We start from the raw sequence: 14,850 nt of genomic DNA on the forward strand, positions 1-14,850 counted from the left end.
TAGAGAAACGGGCGCATGCGACGGCAACCGCGTCGAGTCCCGGCCGTGGGTGCTGCCGCTGGCCGGCGGCCTGGTGCTGACCGCTGTCGCCGGCCTCTGGCTGACGGCGTCCCCCTGGTACTTCACGACCGCCGGCTTCTGAAAGACCCGATCCGGGTGTACGCCGTACCCGTCTCGCGCCACCGCCGGAGAAGGCTGGTCCACGCTTCGCGGCCGTGTCTCCCGATCGGCGTGTGCACCGGCGACGAGACGGTCAGATGCGCAGGAACCGCAGCACGGCGAGGACGCGGCGGTGGTCGGCGTCGGTGGGGGGCAGGTCGAGCTTGCTGAGGATGCTGGTGATGTATTTCTCGACGGCGCTGTGACTGACCTTCAGGATGTCGACGATGCCGTGGTTGGAGCGGCCCTCCGCCATCAGCCGCAGCACCTCCAGCTCGCGGGGTGTGAGCCGGTCCATCGGGTCCTGGCGGTGGCGGACCAGCAGCTGCGCGACCACCTCGGGGTCCAGGGCGGTGCCCCCGGCGGCCACCCGGCGCAGGGCTTCGAGGAACTCGGACACATGGGCGACCCGGTCCTTGAGCAGATATCCGACGCCGCTGGTCCGCACGGACAGCAGGTCGGTGGCGTACCGCTCCTCGACGTACTGCGACAGCACGAGGACGGCGACCGCGGGGAACTGGTGCCGGATGACGAGGGCGGCGCGGATGCCCTCGTCGGTGTGGGTGGGCGGCATCCGCACGTCGATCAGAGCCAGGTCGGGACGGTGCTCGGCGACCGCACGCAGCAGTTGCTCGGCGTCCGCCACCGCGTCGACGACGTCGAACCCGCCGTCGGCGAGCAGTTTGGTCAGGCCCGCGCGGAGCAGCACCGAGTCCTCGGCGATCACGATCCGCACGGCAGCTCCACCGTGACCGTCGTCGGCCCGCCGGCCGGGCTGTGCACCGCGAACGTCCCGTCGACTGACGCGGCGCGCTGAGCGAGTCCGCGCAGTCCCGTACCCCCGGCGGGTGTGGCGCCGCCTCGGCCGTCGTCGGTGACGACGACGCGGAGCCGGTCGGCGACGCGGTCCACGGTGACCTCGGCACGGCTCGCGTGGGCGTGCCTGGCGACGTTGGTGAGAGCCTCCGAGACGACGAAGTAGGCGACCGCCTCGACGACCGGCGAGCAGCGACCCGGCACGCTGACGGCCACCCGCACCGGGACGGGCGCGCGGGCGGCGATGCCGGACAGCGCCGCGTCGAGGCCACGGTCGTCAAGCACCGCCGGGTGCAGGCCGCGGACGAACTCCCGCAACTCGGCGAGGGCCTGTGTGGCCTCGTCGTGGGCCTCCACGATGGCCTGCCGGGCCGGTGCGGGCAGGTCGGTGAGGCTGGCCCGGGCCATGCCGAGGTTCATCGCCAGGGAGACCAGCCGCTGCTGGGCGCCGTCGTGCAGGTCGCGCTCGATCCGGCGGCGCTCGGCGTCGGTGGCGGCGACGACCTCGGCGCGGCTGCGTGACAGCGTCTCCACCCGCACGGACAGCTCCTCGTTGCGGCTCGGCCCGAGGAGTGCCCGGGCCGCCGCCGTGTCGGCGCGCGCCACGACGCGGGCCACCCACGGTGCGGCGACGAGCGCCGGCACCGTGAGGATCAGGTAGGCGGGCTCGGTCCAGGCCAGCAGAGTCGCCGACCAGCAGGCCGCCACCGCGGCGGCGCCGGCCACCCCGATGAACAGGCTGAGCACGTGGTAGCCGAACTGCCGCCACCACCCGTGCGACGGTGGGATCTCGACGCCGAGCAGGTCACGGAAGCGCCGGCGCTGCGCCGCGGACAGGCCCCGCACCACCCAGGGCAGCGACAGCGTGGCGGTCACCGTGAGCACGGCGAACAGAATGGTCAGCGCGGGATCGTCGCCGGAGGCGTACAGCAGTCTCCAGATCGCGCTGTAGCCGGCGCCGACCGGCAACCCGCACGTCAGCGCGAAGGCGGCCACGCCGAGCGGCAGCCCGGCCAGCGCGTGGAGGGTGGCACGCCAGGTGCGCGCCGACCAGAGGGCGCCGAGCACCGTGGGGAGCCCACCGCCGCGCCGGGGTACAGCCGTTTCCACCGAGGTCACGGGTTCAACCTAGACAGGGCCCCCGGCGCGGGCCACGGTGCCACCCTACCCGCGGGGGTGCGGATAACCCCACCCCTGACCGGCTGCCCGCCCCACCGACAGCGCGCCCGGATCCCGGCAGGCTGGTCACCGTTCACCCCGTCTCCCGAGGAGTCGCACCATGCCTGGACTCGCCCCGGCCCACACCCCGGCCCTCACCCGCCGGTCGCTGCTGTCGGCCGCTGTCCTGACCGCCGGTCTCGGCGTCGTCACCCGCGCGCCGGCTGCCGCTGCCCGGCCACGATCGGCCGCCGAGGGGTACACGCTGCCCATGCCGACCGGCCGCGAGAAGCTCGGCACCATCGCGCTCCACCTCGTCGACCGCTCCCGGACCGATCCGTGGGTGCCCGGCCGGCCGGTTCGCGAGATCATGGTCCAGATCTGGTACCCGGCCCGGCACGTCCACGGCCACCCGGTGGCACCGTGGCTGTCGCCGGGCGCGGTGCCCCACTTCTCCGAGGTGTACGGCCTGCCCGCGGCAAGGGTCCGGGCGACGGCCACGCACGGCCGGGCCGGCGCACCGGTGCACGGCGGCCGGCCGGTCGTGCTCTACTCGCCCGGTCTGGGCGGCGACCGCGGCACGAGCACCGTCCTCGCCGAGGATCTGGTGAGCCACGGCTACATCGTCGTCACCATCGACCACACCCACGACGCCAGCGAGGTCGAGTTCCCGGACGGGCGCATCGAGGTGGCGGCCATCCCGGCCGACATCGACGATCAGATCGTCGCCCAGGCTGTCGCGGTCCGGGAGGCCGACACCCGGTTCGTCCTCGACCAGCTGGCCGTCGTCAACGCCGGCGGCAACCCCGACGCGGGGAAGCGCCGGCTCCCGATCGGGCTGCGGGGCGCCTTCGACCTGCACCGGATCGGCATGTTCGGCCATTCCCTCGGTGGCAGCACCGCCGCCGCCACGATGCACCACGACCGGCGGATCAAGGCCGGGGTCAACCTGGACGGCACACTCGTCGGCGCGGGTGCCGTGGCAGGCTCCGACCGGCCGTTCCTGCTCCTGAGCAGCGATCACGGCACCGACCCGGAGGACCCGACCTGGGACGCGTTCTGGGCGAACCAGCGGGGCTGGAAACGCGAGCTGAGCCTGACCGGCTCGGTCCACGGCTCGTTCAACGACGGCCAGGTGCTGTACCCGCAGGCCGCCCCGGAGATCGGCCTCACGCCCGAGCTGCTCGCCGAACTGGTCGGCACGCTGCGCCCGCAGCGTTCCGTCACCATCCAGCGCGACTACCTCCGGGCCTTCTTCGACCAGCACCTGCGGGGCCGGCGCAGCCGGCTGATGTGCGGCGTGGACCCGCGCTATCCCGAGATCCGTCTCGTCCGGTGACGCCGGTGACCCGGGTGACGCGTCACGTCGAACGCCGGCGCAGCGCCGGCCACTAAGCTTCCGGCCGTGGTGCGGGAACGACGGGTGTATCGGCGCTGGGAGACTCAGGTTCTGGTCCTTTTCGGACTGTGGGTGGTCGCCATGGCGGTCGTTCTCGCGCTCGGCGGCGCCGACGAGGCCATGCTCGCCGTGACGATCGTGGGGCCGGTGGGGCCGATCCTGTACCTCTTCGGGCCGTCGGTCAGCGTGGTCGTCACCCCGCACGAGATCGTCGTCAACAACACCTTTCACCGCTGGCGGATCGCCCGGAGCCTGCTCACCCCGCCGGAGCTCGACGACACGTTCCTGGAGCCGCGCGGGCACGGGCTCGTCGACGTCGCGGCGCTGCAGACGGCGTTCGACGGGCGGACCGTCGCGGCGGCGGTGCGGTGGTTCCGGGCGGCGACGGCCGAGGTCGCGGCGCTGCCCGACGACGGCCGGCGGCGGCTGGGAGTGCGCTGGCTGAACGTGACGGTCCTCGCGGTGGCGATCGGGGGCTGGGTCCTCAGCGAGCGCTACATCCCCTGACCGGGCGGCTCACCGCCGTGCCAGGCGGCTCAGCGCCGTGCCAGGCGGCTCAGCGCCGTGCCGGGCGGCTCAGCGCCGTGCCGGGCGGCTCACCGCCGTGCCGGGCGGCTCAGCGCCGTGCCAGGCGGCTCACCGCCGTGCCGGGCGGCTCACCGCCGTGCCAGGCGCCCGCAGGCGTGACGCATCGAAGCCACGGGACATCAGGAGGGTGACCATGCACCCGTAGCGAAAGCGGCGCAGCGGCCCGGTGTGGCAACCAGGCCGCTGCGGCTTCTCGGGGACTTCTGTCCTTTCGTACCTCAGAGGTTCTTGAGAAGGTCCTCGAAGTTGGAGGTGAGGGCGAACGGGTCGGTGACCACCGCGGGTTCGCGGCGCTCGACCTCGCGGGCGAGTTCGGCGGCGGCGCGGTCGATGCGGCCGCGCAGGGGGCCCTCGACCGAGTTGGCGCCCCAGTCGTCGCTGGCCGCGAAGACGCCGGTGGGCAGGATCGAGGCGCGCAGGTAGGCGAACAACGGTCGTAGCGCGTGTTCGATGACCAGCGAGTGGCGGGCGGTTCCGGCGGTCGCGGCGAGCAGCACCGGCTTGTCGACCAGGGCGTCCTTGTCGAGGACGTCGACGAAGGACTTGAACAGGCCGCTGTAACTGGCGCTGAACACCGGGGTCACCACGATCAGGGCGTCGGCGGCGGTGACCGCCTCCTGCGCCTGCTTCAGGTTCGTGGGGGCGAAGCCGGTCAGCATGTTGTCGGTGATCTCGTGGGCGAGGTCCCGCAGCTCGATCACCTGCGTGTCGAGCGTGACGCCGAGCTGGGCGGCGGCGCCGACCGCCGCCGCGGACAGCTGGTCCGCGAGCAGGCGGGTCGACGACGGCTGGCTGAGTCCGGAACTGATCACGACGAGCTTGCGCTGCTTCATGCCTGGACTTCTTCCTTGTTCGCGTCCTTCGCCAGCTTGGCCGCGAGGAGCGAGGCGTGCGTCGGGGCGTCCGGCACGTGGGCCGGCTTGAGGGCGGCGAACTCCTTGCGCAGCACCGGCACGACCTCGGAACCGAGGATGTCGAGCTGCTCGAGGACCGTCTTGACCGGCAGGCCGGCGTGGTCCATCAGCCACAGCTGGCGCTGGTAGTCGCCGACGTACTCGCGGAAGCCCAGCGTGCGGTCGATGACCTGCTGCGGGCTGCCGACGGTGAGCGGCGTCTCCCGGCTGAAGTCCTCCAGCGTCGGGCCGTGGCCGTAGACCGGCGCGTTGTCGAAGTAGGGGCGGAACTGCTTGACCGCGTCCTGACTGTTCTTGTTCATGAACACCTGACCGCCGAGGCCGACGATCGCCTGGTCGGCGGAGCCGTGGCCGTAGTGCGCGTAGCGCTGGCGGTACAGCTGCACCATGCGCTGGGTGTGCTCCTTCGGCCAGAAGATGTGGTTCGCGAAGAAGCCGTCACCGTAGTAGGCGGCCTGCTCGGCGATCTCCGGGCTGCGGATCGAGCCGTGCCAGACGAACGGCGGCACCTCGTCGAGCGGGCGCGGCGTGGAGGTGAAGCTCTGCAGCGGCGTGCGGAACTTGCCCTGCCAGTCGACGACGTGCTCACGCCACAGCTGGTGCAGCAGCGCGTAGTTCTCGATCGCCAGGGGGATGCCGGCGCGGATGTCCTTGCCGAACCAGGGGTAGACCGGGCCGGTGTTGCCGCGACCCAGCGTGAGGTCGACGCGGCCGTCCGCGAGGTGCTGCAGCATCGCGAAGTCCTCGGCGATCTTCACCGGGTCGTTCGTGGTGATCAGCGTGGTGGCGGTGCTGAGCTGCAGGGTCTTCGTCTGCGCGGCGATGTAGGCGAGCGTCGTCGTCGGCGAGCTGGAGAAGAACGGCTCGTTGTGGTGCTCACCGAGCGCGAACACGTCGAGGCCGACCTCCTCCGCGTGCTTCGCGATCGTGACGATGTCCTTGATCCGCTCCGCCTCGGTCGGGGTCCGGCCGGTGGTGGGGTCGGTGGTGATGTCTGAAACTGAGAAGATTCCGAACTGCATGACCCGCTCCTGGTGCTCTCCGGCCGGGGCTTCGACGTCCCGGTACTGCCCTGCACAACTTCCTTGACTCGGAAACTATTTCAGATTCAAAGAACTTGTGCTGCGGCGGGGGTCACACTGTGGCGGGCGGCGAGCCGGCCACCACGCGGACGCCGCTCCCTTCGGGCGTAATAGGATCACCGGAGGCGGCGAGGGGATCCAGGGTTGTGTATGCCTCAGCGGAAAATGCTCTCTCCGTCATCGATCGGCTCGTGACCGGCGAGGGCTTTCTGACGGCGTCGGCCGCCCCGGGAGCCGACGAGCCGGTTGGCCGTTATGCCACGCTCTTCGGCCGAGACGCACTCATCGCGGCCCTCCAGACCCTCCCCGTGCGGCCGCACATCGCCACCGCAACCATCGACGCGCTGGGGTCGCGACAGGGCAGGCGGCTCGTCCCGGAGACCGCCGAGGAGCCCGGGAAGATCCCGCACGAGGACTGGGAAGTGGCACCTCAGTGGCACCGGGATCGCGCGTGGCCCGTCGAGCCCGACGGCAGCCTGCGCTATTTCGGGTCGGTGGACTCCACCTCTCTCTATCTCATCCTCGCCGCAAGGCTGAAGATCACCGATGCGACAGTCACCGCTGCCCTTCACTGGCTGCGATCCAGCCTGGCGGCCAACGGACTCGTCACCTATGCCGGCCACCGTGAAGGTGGGCTTTACCACCAGGGATGGCGGGACGGCCTGTGGGACAAGGAGGGTTCCGGCGTCCGGTGGCCCAGCGGCGCCCAGGTGGAGGCTCCGGTGGCGGTCGCCTCCGCGCAGGCGTTCGCTTACCACGCTCTTCGCTGTCACGGGTTCGAGGCGGACGCGGAACAGCTTGCCGACGCCGTGGACGAGGCCTTCTTCCGGCACGGGCAACCGTGGCCGGCGTTGGCGGTCGACGGCCACGGGCGGGCGGTGCCGACCAAGGCCAGCGAGATCGGCATCATGCTCTGGTCCGACCTGCTGAAACCCGCGCGGGTCGAGCCGGCGGTGTCCGCGTTGCAGGCTCTCATGACCCGCTGGGGCCCACGCACCATCTCACCCGAGCATGCGTCCTTCTCCCCGGATGCGTACCACCTCGGAGCCGTCTGGCCCTTCGAATGCTGGTTCGCCTGGGGGGCCTTGCGCCGCCACGGCGCCACCGAACTGGCTGGTCGCGTCTGCAAGGGCGTGCTGGACGCTGTCGAACACCTTCGATGCATGCCGGAGTGCTATGCCGCGCCACTGGACGGTGGCCCGCCGTTCGTTCCGGGACGAGCCACGCGGCTCCAGGCCTGGACCGCCGGAGCGGTGTGGGCGCTCGCCAGCGGCTGGGACGGCAGATCAGGACTGGCGTCGGGCTGCTAGACACGTAACTAGAGCCGTCCATCCGATCCGGAACGGGAGGCCGACCATGCCAGTTCCCCGCATTGGACACCACACGCGCCGGCAGATCCTCGATCACCGCGCCTTCGAGATGCCGGTCTCCTTCCGCACCGAGGATCAGGACGTCTCGCGGTGGACCACCGTGGCTCTCGCTGAATACCAAAGCCTGCGGGCCGAGTCGTTGCAGGCTCAGCAGGCCCAGCAAACGATCATGCAGTTCGGTATCACCGGCATAGCCGTCCTCATCGGCCTCTCCCTCCAGGTCGAGGAGAGGCTGATCGCGATCCTGGCGCTCCTCTTCGTCGTCCCTCTCCTCAGCATCTTCATCGTCAGCGTATGGTTCGTCGAGATCTTCCGATCCATCCGGGCCGGCGCCTTCCTGTCCTGCCTCGAAGTGAAGATCAACCGGGTCCTCGGGGGCGACGTCCCAGCCCTGGAATGGGAAAGCTGGCTTCGCCGGCATCCCGAGGTCCGCATGTTCGTCCGCGACCGGATGAGTTTCGGCGTGCTGTACGTGCTGAACATCGCCGGTCTGGTAGTCAGCGCCTTCCTGGCCCGGGGAGCCGGCTTTCACATGTCCAACGCTCCGCTGGTCGTCAGCCTCTTCGCCGTCTCGTCGGTCGGGTTGCTCCTTCTCGGCTTCTGGGTGTACCGCCACTACGAGAAGCGGGTGTACCTGCAGTCGATCGACCTGAACGCGGCCCTCACCGTCGAGTAGAAGGACGCTGCGCGGAAGGCGTCAGGCGGGGGCCGGCTGCTCGGCGGCTATGCGGAGGGCCTCCACCAGCCCGCGGTAGAGCTCGTCCCCCGCGTACAGGTCGGCGTGAGTGCCCTGGGCGCGGATCCGGCCGTTCTCCATCACCACGATGCTGTCGGCGTCCAGGATCGTGGAGAGGCGGTGGGCGATCGTGACCACCGCACCGGTCGCGGCGCGTGCCCGGATGCAGTCGTGCACGGCGGCCTCGGTCAGGCCGTCCACCTGGGCGGTCGCCTCGTCGAGCAGCAGCACGTCGGGGGTGCGCAGCAGCGCCCGGGCCAGGGCGATCCGCTGGCGCTGGCCGCCGGAGACGTCGGTCGAGGCCAGGGACGTCTCCCAGCCGTCCGGCAGCTCCTCGATCTTGTCGTCGAGCCGGACCGCGCGCAGGACGTCGCGCAGTTCGTCGTCGGTGGCGTCCGGGTGGGTGTAGCGGAGGTTCTCGGCGATCGTCCCGGGCACGACCGGGGTCTCCTGTTCGACGTAGGCGAGCCGGGACCGCACCTGGTCGGGCGTGTAGGACGCGTAGTCCCGCCCGTCCAGCAGGATCCGGCCGTGCTGCGGCTCCAGGAACCGGAGCAGCAGGGAGAACAGCGTGGTCTTGCCGGCGCCGGACGGCCCGACGATCGCCAGGTGCCCGCGTCGCGGGACGGCCAGGTCGACGCCGTGGACAGCGGGCTCGCCGTCCGGTCCGTAACGGGCGGTGACGCCGGCGAACACGATGACGGCGTCGTCCGGCCGTACGGTGGGATCGGGGTGTGATGCCGTTGCCTCATGGCTCTCGAGGGTCCTGCCGCTCTCGAGGGTGATGTCGTTGAGCTCGTTGATCCGGCCGGCGGCCGCCATCCCCGCCTGCAGAGCGGTCAGATTCTGGGTGAGCTCGGTGATCGGGCCCATCAGCTGGAAGACGTAGAGCAGGAACGCGACGAGGGTGGACACCTCGAGCAGCCCCTCGCTGGCCCGCCACGCGCCGACCGCCAGGATGAGGATCACCGCGAAGTTGACGCCGGACCAGGAGATCGTCCACACCGTCGCGCTGACCTCGGCGGCGCGGATGCCGTGCCGGGCGGCGTCCTGCGCGTTGCCGATGACCCGGGCGCTCTGCCGGCCCTCGGCGCGGCTGGCCTTCACGGTGCGGATCGCCCGGAGCGCGCCCTCCAGGTTCGCGCCGAGCCGGCCGACCGACTCCTGCGCGGCGGTCTGCGCCGCCCCGATCTTGGGCAGCAGCAGCGACATCAGCACGGCCACCACCACGACCGCGGCGAGGGTGCAGCCGAGCAGGGTCAGATCGAGCACACCCATCAGTACGATCGTGCCGGCCAGCCCGATCCCGGCGTTGATCAGGCCGACGATGCTGCCGGACGCCTCGTGCAGCAGGCCGGTGTCCGAGGTGACCCGCGTGACGAGCTCACCGGTGGAGCGTTTCTGCAGGTCGTAGACGCGCGCCTGGAAGTATCGGCGGATGATCGACGTCCGGGCGTCGAGGACGATCCGCTGCGCCAGCCGGCCCATCACGATCCACTGCCACAGGCCGACCGCGGCGCCGGCGACGAGCAGGACCAGCAGCGTGACGACCGGGGAGGTCAGGTCGAGGCCGGCGCCGAACGAGTCGAGCACCCATTTGGTGACCATCGGGGTGGCGAGCCCGGCGGCGCTGCCCAGCAGGCCGAGGATCAGGCCGAGAAGCATGGTGCGTCGGTGGGGTCGGAACACGGCCAGCAGGGTCTGCACCTTCGTGGATTCCGGCATGCCCACAGTGGAACACTGACGTTCCATAATAGGCAAGTGGTAATCTGCCGCCGTGACCGACACCGTCTCCGGGTCCCGCGCGCGCACCCGGCAAGCGATCCTCGACGCCGCCACGGCGGTCTTCGCGCGCAACCCCGGCGCGACCCTCGGCGACGTGGCGGTGGCGGCCGGGGTGGGGCGGACCACGCTGCACCGGTACTACGCCGATCGGGCCGAGCTGGTCACCGCCCTGCACGTCGAAGCGGGCCGGCGGCTGGAGGCGGCCCGCCTGCGAGCGCGGATCGGCGAGGACACCGGCGCGGAGGCGGTGCGGCGGCTCGGTCAGGAGTACTTCGACCTCGGTGACATCCTGTCACTGCTCTTCAACAACCAGGTGACGCTGGAGGGCGGCGCGGAGCCGGAGGGCGACAGCTGCGATCCGGAGTTCGAGGCGATGGTGCGGCGCGGATATGCGGACGGCAGCATCGACCCCAGCCTGCCGGCGGACTGGGTGCAGAGCGTGCTGTGGGCGCAGTTGTACGCGGGGTGGAGCTATCTGGCCGAGCGGCAGGTCTCGCGGCATGAGGCGCTGCGGCTCGTGCTGCACAGCCTGGTGAACTCGCTGCATCCGCGCGGGTAAGCGCACGCTGCGACGGGAATGCGACACACGCGGCGGAGCTCTGACCGCGCGCGCCTCGTCGTCGGCGGCTGAGGCGCCGGTTCAGGGCTGCGCCACCTGCGTGATGTCCCACTCGCCGTTGTGGATCAGATAGCCGCGCCCCACCCCCAGGCGCACCGGCGCGCGCCGCGGCAGCGTCACCCCCAGCAGGTCCCCGTCGAGGTCGATGTTGGGGCGCAGCAGCAGCCCCGCCTTCCCCCGCCGCACGGTGTGGGTCCAGTGCCCGTAGAGCGTCCGCAGCGCGTCCGCCCGCCCCGCGGCGACCACGTGCAGGTCGGGCAGCCCGGCCCCGAGCAGCCCCGCGATGGCGCCGTCCGCGTCGTCCAGCCCCTCCGCGTCGTCAACGAGCAGCACCGCCGGCCCGGCGACCCCGCGCAGGTCGGCGAGGAGCGCGGCGGCCGGCCCGCCGGGGTCCGCGAACCGGTCCACGTCCCCGCTTGCCCGCAGCGGGGACCGCCGCCCGCCGATCGCCGCGACGAACGCCCGCCCGCGCAGCACCGCGGCGAGGGTGAGCAGCGCGGTGCTCTTCCCGGACCGGGCCGGGCCCGCGATCAGCGCGTGATCGCCCTCGTAGAGCACCAGCGCCGCCGCACCCAGATCCGACTCCTGCACGCCGATCGGCACCCGCCACGGTTCGTCGCCGAGCGCCGGGGCCGGCAGGTCGGCGACGGTCACCGCGGACGGCAGCACCCCGATCCGGGCGGCGACGCGCGGCGCGTCCGGGTACTTCGCGGCGACCAGGGCCGCCATCGCGGCCGCCGACGGCGACGGGCGGCCGACCTGGGCCTGCAGGCCCGAGGGCAGCGCGACGAGACGGCCGGGCACCCGGGCCGGCACGTCCTTACGGGAGAGTCCGGCCTGCACGTAGTCGTACGGGTCGGGCAGCCGGAACAGCCAGCGTTGCGTGGTGACCGACGTCCACGCGGCCGGCACGGTGCTGAACCGGTCGGCGGTCACCGCGAACCAGATCCCGGCCGCGGTGCCGTCCGCGTAGACCCGCGTCACCACGTCGAGGAGCGCGAGACCCTCCACGTCGTCGAACGCGGCGCGCAGCGCCGACAGGTTGTCGATCAGCACCACGATCGGGCGGCGCGGCGGCCCGCCGGAGCGGCGCCTGTCCCGTTCGGCGCGCAGGTGCCGGATCAGCCGGACCTGGCGTTCCCGGTCGTCGGCGGCGATCACGCTGCCGGTGTGCGGCAGCGTCTCCAGCACCGCCAGGTCCCCGGTCCCGTAGTCCACCGCGTAGATCTCCAGCTGCTCGGGCGGCCGGGCCACGGCGAGGCTGAGCGCGAGCGCGATCAGGGTGGTCGTGGTGCCGCTGCCGGTGATGCCGAGGAGCAGCAGGTTCCCGTCGGCCGGGTCCCACCCGATCGCGTGCTGCCGCTGGTTGTCCGGGTCGTCGGCGAGCGCGGCGACCGCCTGGCTGTCCGACGGCGGCAGGGTGGCCAGGTCCAGGTCGCCGGTGAGCGGTTCCGGCCACGGGCGGTGCGGCGCCGGCAGGCCGCCGGCGGCCTCGGCGACGGCGTCGACGAGACGCGCGAGGTCCGTACGGCTCGGGCTTTCCACCATCGCCGGGGTACGGGGTTCCGCCGCCGCCCCGAACACGAACGGCATCACCGCCACCGGCGCGTCATCGCCGCCACCGGACGCCGTCGTCACGAGCGCCGTCTGGATCGGCACCACCTCACCCGGCCCGAGCCGCACGTAGGCCCGCCCCGGCAGCAGCCGGCTCAGCTCGGCCGCGTCCCGCACGCCGATCACGTCGATCGAGTCGGCGGCGTCCTGCACGCGCAACGCCACCCGCAGGTTCGTGTTCGTGCGGATGTTGTCGTTGACGGCTCCGGACGGCCGTTGCGTGGCGAGGATCAGGTGCACGCCGAGGGTCCGTCCGCGCTGCGCGATCCCGACCAGCGCGGTGAGGAAGTCGGGCAGCTCCTTCGCCATGGTGGCGAACTCGTCGATCACCACGACCAGCCGCGGCATCGGGTGATCCACGGCCGCGCCGCTCCGGACGTACTCGATGAGGTTGTCGGCCCGCACCTCCCGCAGCCGGCGCTCCCGGCGCCGCAGTTCCGCCTCGAGGGCGCGCAGCGCTCGCTCGCCGAGCTGTTCGTCGAGGTCGGTCACGAGGCCGACGGTGTGCGGCAGGCGCGCGCACTCGTCGAACGCCGCGCCGCCCTTGTAGTCCATCAGGACGAACGTCAGCTGTTGCGGCCCGGCGTTCGCGGCGAGGGCGGCGACCAGGCTGCGCAGCAGCTCGCTCTTGCCGGAGCCGGTGGTGCCGCCGATCAGCCCGTGCGGCCCGTCCCGGATCAGGTCGAGCGTGAAGACGCCGCGGCCGGTCATCCCGAGCGGCGCGGCGAGGGTCTCCGGGTCGGTGCGGCGCCAGCGGTCCCGGATCGCCTGCGCGTCGATCCGGGACAGGCCGAGCATGGGCAGCAGGCGTACGCCGTCGGGCAGTCCCGCCCCGGTGCGGCGCAGCTCCGGGTCGTCGAAGCGGGCCAGCCGCCGCGCACCGGTCCGCGCCTGCTCGACGGCGAGCCCGGCCAGCAGAACATTGCCCACGGCGGTCCCCTCCGCGGGTCGCCGGACCGTCGCGTCGCCGTCCGGCCCGGCGATCTCGATCACCGTGTCGCACGCGGCGGGCAGCCGGTCCGCGGTCGCCGCCAGGACGATCCCGGCGACCGGCACCGGCCGGGACGCCTCGAACGGCGTCCGGGCGGGGATGCGGGCGGCGTTGAGCAGGTCCCGCGCCGGGGAGTGGACGCCCTCGGTGAGGACGTCGGAATCCAGCACGACGAGCGTGGTCCCGCCGTGTGACCCGGCTGCCAGCTGCCGGAGCATCGCGTCGCTGCGGTCCCGGCGGTGCGACAGCCACTGCCCGCTGTCGTCGCCGAGCCGGGTGTGCGGCAGCCATTTGCACCAGTCCCAGACCGGTTCCCGGCCGTCGTCGACGAACACGCCGATCGTCAGGTCGGCCGGTCCGTGGTGGACGGCGGCCTGGCAGAGCAGGCTGCGGGCCACGGCCAGCGCGACGTCCCGGTCACCGGTGATCCCGACGACCCCGCCCCCGCCCAGGTTCACCTCGATCGGCGCGGCCGGCAGGCGCGCCGCGGCGATCCGCTCGGCGACCGCGTCCGGCAGCCGGCCGCCGTCGGCGCGTACCGGCGGCGTCCACGGGCGGTCGGCGAGACCCGCGTGCAGCAGCAGGAAGTCCTCGTGGTGCGGGCGCCGCTCCCAGAGCCGGGTGCTGGGCAACTCGGCGCGGCGCAACGCCTCGGCCGGGTCGGCGAGGATGTGCCGCAGCCGGTCCCGCTCGACCGCACCGGCCGCCGCGATCCGCTCGTCGAGCGTGTCCAGCTCCGCCGCGAACGTCCTCCTCCCCTCGGCCGCCTCCTTCCGGTTGCGGCGCCGCGACTCCACATAGGTGCCGATCCCGATCAGCGGTGAGAGCAGCGCGAACAGACCGAACCGCAGATCCCGGGTGACCGCCACCATGATCACGGCGAGCACCAGCGGGCCGAGCGTCGACGCGAGGCTGAAGTGCGGTTTCGACGGCTCCCGCGGCTCCGGCGGCGCGGTCATCTCGTCCGGCGCGGCCGGTGGCGCGGACCGCGGCGGCCGGTTGAACGACACGGTCCCGCCACGCCCCAGATGCCGCCGCAGGTCCAGCCCGGCCGGCCGGTCGCCGTCACCGGGCCGGCGCACGGCCAGCGCCACCGCGCCGACCCCGAGCACATCACCGGGCGAGATCAGGGTGGGTTCGCGCAGGTTCACCCCATTGACCTGTACGCCGTTGGCCGCCCCCAGATCCGTCACACCGACCGCGTCCCGCCCGACGCTGAGCACACAGTGCTCCCGCGACACGGTCTCGTCCTCGAGCCGCACCCCGGCCTGCGGGCCGCGACCCACCAGCCACTGCCCGGGCGGCAGCGGGAACACCCGCCCGGCCCGCAGCCCACCCACCGTGACCACCTCGGCCGCGACCGGGAGCGGCCGCGGATCCCGGGCCGGCCCGGCCGGGGTGAGCACCGCCCCCTCGTGCAGCCCGGAGCCGGCGATCGGCGTCGCCGACTCCACGACACGGCCGTCGATCATCACGCGCCCGGGGTCCGCCGCGCCGAGCGCCCGGAAGAGGTCAGCGAGCGTGGCATCCCGGCTGCGCGGGCGCACCTCGACCTCGAACCCCGGCGGCCCCGAGGGCTCCGCCGGGCCCGGCGCATAGATGATGTGCACGACCAAGGT

The 14,850-nt window shown here is 72.6% G+C and carries 11 protein-coding genes and 1 pseudogene; 6 read left to right on the forward strand and 6 right to left on the reverse strand.

Annotation, left to right across the window (positions count from 1 at the left end):
* Nucleotides 1-46: 46 nt before the first annotated feature.
* A pseudogene (locus AMIS_RS44235) lies at nucleotides 47-142 on the forward strand (DUF6529 family protein); the annotation flags it as partial.
* Nucleotides 143-253: 111 nt separating this feature from the next.
* On the opposite strand, the gene AMIS_RS24085 reads toward AMIS_RS44235, so the two are convergent.
* Nucleotides 254-895 carry a response regulator transcription factor gene (locus AMIS_RS24085; RefSeq protein WP_041830026.1) on the reverse strand — a complete coding sequence of 214 codons (642 nt, stop codon included), beginning with the start codon at nucleotides 893-895 and terminating at the stop codon, nucleotides 254-256.
* The gene (locus AMIS_RS24090) at nucleotides 883-2,094 is read right to left on the reverse strand and encodes a sensor histidine kinase (protein WP_014445010.1); all 1,212 of its coding nucleotides are present in this window, start codon (nucleotides 2,092-2,094) and stop codon (nucleotides 883-885) included. The genes AMIS_RS24085 and AMIS_RS24090 overlap by 13 nt, the downstream gene beginning before the upstream one ends.
* Before the next feature lie 160 nt (nucleotides 2,095-2,254).
* On the opposite strand from AMIS_RS24090, the gene AMIS_RS24095 reads away from it, so the two are divergent.
* Nucleotides 2,255-3,472, forward strand: coding sequence for an alpha/beta hydrolase family protein (locus AMIS_RS24095; RefSeq protein WP_014445011.1), 1,218 nt, complete (start codon nucleotides 2,255-2,257; stop codon nucleotides 3,470-3,472).
* A 66-nt stretch (nucleotides 3,473-3,538) separates the two neighbouring features.
* Nucleotides 3,539-4,039: a hypothetical protein gene (locus AMIS_RS24100; protein ID WP_014445012.1), complete on the forward strand. Its 501-nt coding sequence runs from the start codon at nucleotides 3,539-3,541 to the stop codon at nucleotides 4,037-4,039.
* A 299-nt stretch (nucleotides 4,040-4,338) separates the two neighbouring features.
* Here AMIS_RS24100 and AMIS_RS24105 read toward each other — a convergent pair whose 3' ends face one another.
* Both AMIS_RS24105 and AMIS_RS24110 read right to left on the reverse strand, forming a co-directional pair.
* Nucleotides 4,339-4,953, reverse strand: a complete 615-nt coding sequence (locus AMIS_RS24105; protein ID WP_014445013.1) for an FMN reductase — start codon at nucleotides 4,951-4,953, stop codon at nucleotides 4,339-4,341.
* Nucleotides 4,950-6,056 (reverse strand): LLM class flavin-dependent oxidoreductase, encoded by a 1,107-nt coding sequence (locus tag AMIS_RS24110; RefSeq protein WP_014445014.1) that lies wholly within the window; start codon nucleotides 6,054-6,056, stop codon nucleotides 4,950-4,952. Before AMIS_RS24110 ends, AMIS_RS24105 begins: the two co-directional genes overlap by 4 nt.
* A gap of 251 nt (nucleotides 6,057-6,307) precedes the next feature.
* Here AMIS_RS24110 and AMIS_RS24115 point away from each other — a divergent pair, with 251 nt between their 5' ends.
* Both AMIS_RS24115 and AMIS_RS24120 read left to right on the forward strand, forming a co-directional pair.
* The gene (locus AMIS_RS24115) at nucleotides 6,308-7,426 is read left to right on the forward strand and encodes an amylo-alpha-1,6-glucosidase (RefSeq protein ID WP_041830027.1); all 1,119 of its coding nucleotides are present in this window, start codon (nucleotides 6,308-6,310) and stop codon (nucleotides 7,424-7,426) included.
* Nucleotides 7,427-7,472: 46 nt separating this feature from the next.
* Nucleotides 7,473-8,162 carry a hypothetical protein gene (locus AMIS_RS24120; protein WP_014445016.1) on the forward strand — a complete coding sequence of 230 codons (690 nt, stop codon included), beginning with the start codon at nucleotides 7,473-7,475 and terminating at the stop codon, nucleotides 8,160-8,162.
* Between the two features lie 21 nt (nucleotides 8,163-8,183).
* Here the strand turns inward: AMIS_RS24120 and AMIS_RS24125 are convergent, their stop codons facing one another.
* Nucleotides 8,184-9,947, reverse strand: coding sequence for an ABC transporter ATP-binding protein (locus tag AMIS_RS24125; protein ID WP_197537968.1), 1,764 nt, complete (start codon nucleotides 9,945-9,947; stop codon nucleotides 8,184-8,186).
* 52 nt (nucleotides 9,948-9,999) lie between these two features.
* Between AMIS_RS24125 and AMIS_RS24130 the strand changes: the two genes are divergently transcribed.
* On the forward strand, nucleotides 10,000-10,566 hold the full coding sequence (locus AMIS_RS24130; RefSeq protein ID WP_014445018.1) for a TetR/AcrR family transcriptional regulator: 567 nt from the start codon (nucleotides 10,000-10,002) through the stop codon (nucleotides 10,564-10,566).
* Nucleotides 10,567-10,647: 81 nt separating this feature from the next.
* Here the strand turns inward: AMIS_RS24130 and AMIS_RS24135 are convergent, their stop codons facing one another.
* Nucleotides 10,648-14,841 (reverse strand): FtsK/SpoIIIE domain-containing protein, encoded by a 4,194-nt coding sequence (locus AMIS_RS24135; RefSeq protein ID WP_014445019.1) that lies wholly within the window; start codon nucleotides 14,839-14,841, stop codon nucleotides 10,648-10,650.
* Between the last annotated feature and the right edge of the window lie 9 nt (nucleotides 14,842-14,850).

Origin of the sequence: Actinoplanes missouriensis 431, assembly GCF_000284295.1 — a bacterium.
Taxonomy (GTDB): domain Bacteria; phylum Actinomycetota; class Actinomycetes; order Mycobacteriales; family Micromonosporaceae; genus Actinoplanes; species Actinoplanes missouriensis.

Excerpts from the sequence above, each read along its gene's own strand:
- AMIS_RS24095 (WP_014445011.1), top strand. The coding sequence starts at position 2,255 with ATGCCTGGACTCGCCCCGGCCCACACCCCGGCCCTCACCCGCCGGTCG.
- AMIS_RS24105 (WP_014445013.1), bottom strand. The coding sequence starts at position 4,953 with ATGAAGCAGCGCAAGCTCGTCGTGATCAGTTCCGGACTCAGCCAGCCG.
- AMIS_RS24110 (WP_014445014.1), bottom strand. The coding sequence starts at position 6,056 with ATGCAGTTCGGAATCTTCTCAGTTTCAGACATCACCACCGACCCCACC.
- AMIS_RS24120 (WP_014445016.1), top strand. The coding sequence starts at position 7,473 with ATGCCAGTTCCCCGCATTGGACACCACACGCGCCGGCAGATCCTCGAT.
- AMIS_RS24125 (WP_197537968.1), bottom strand. The coding sequence starts at position 9,947 with ATGCCGGAATCCACGAAGGTGCAGACCCTGCTGGCCGTGTTCCGACCC.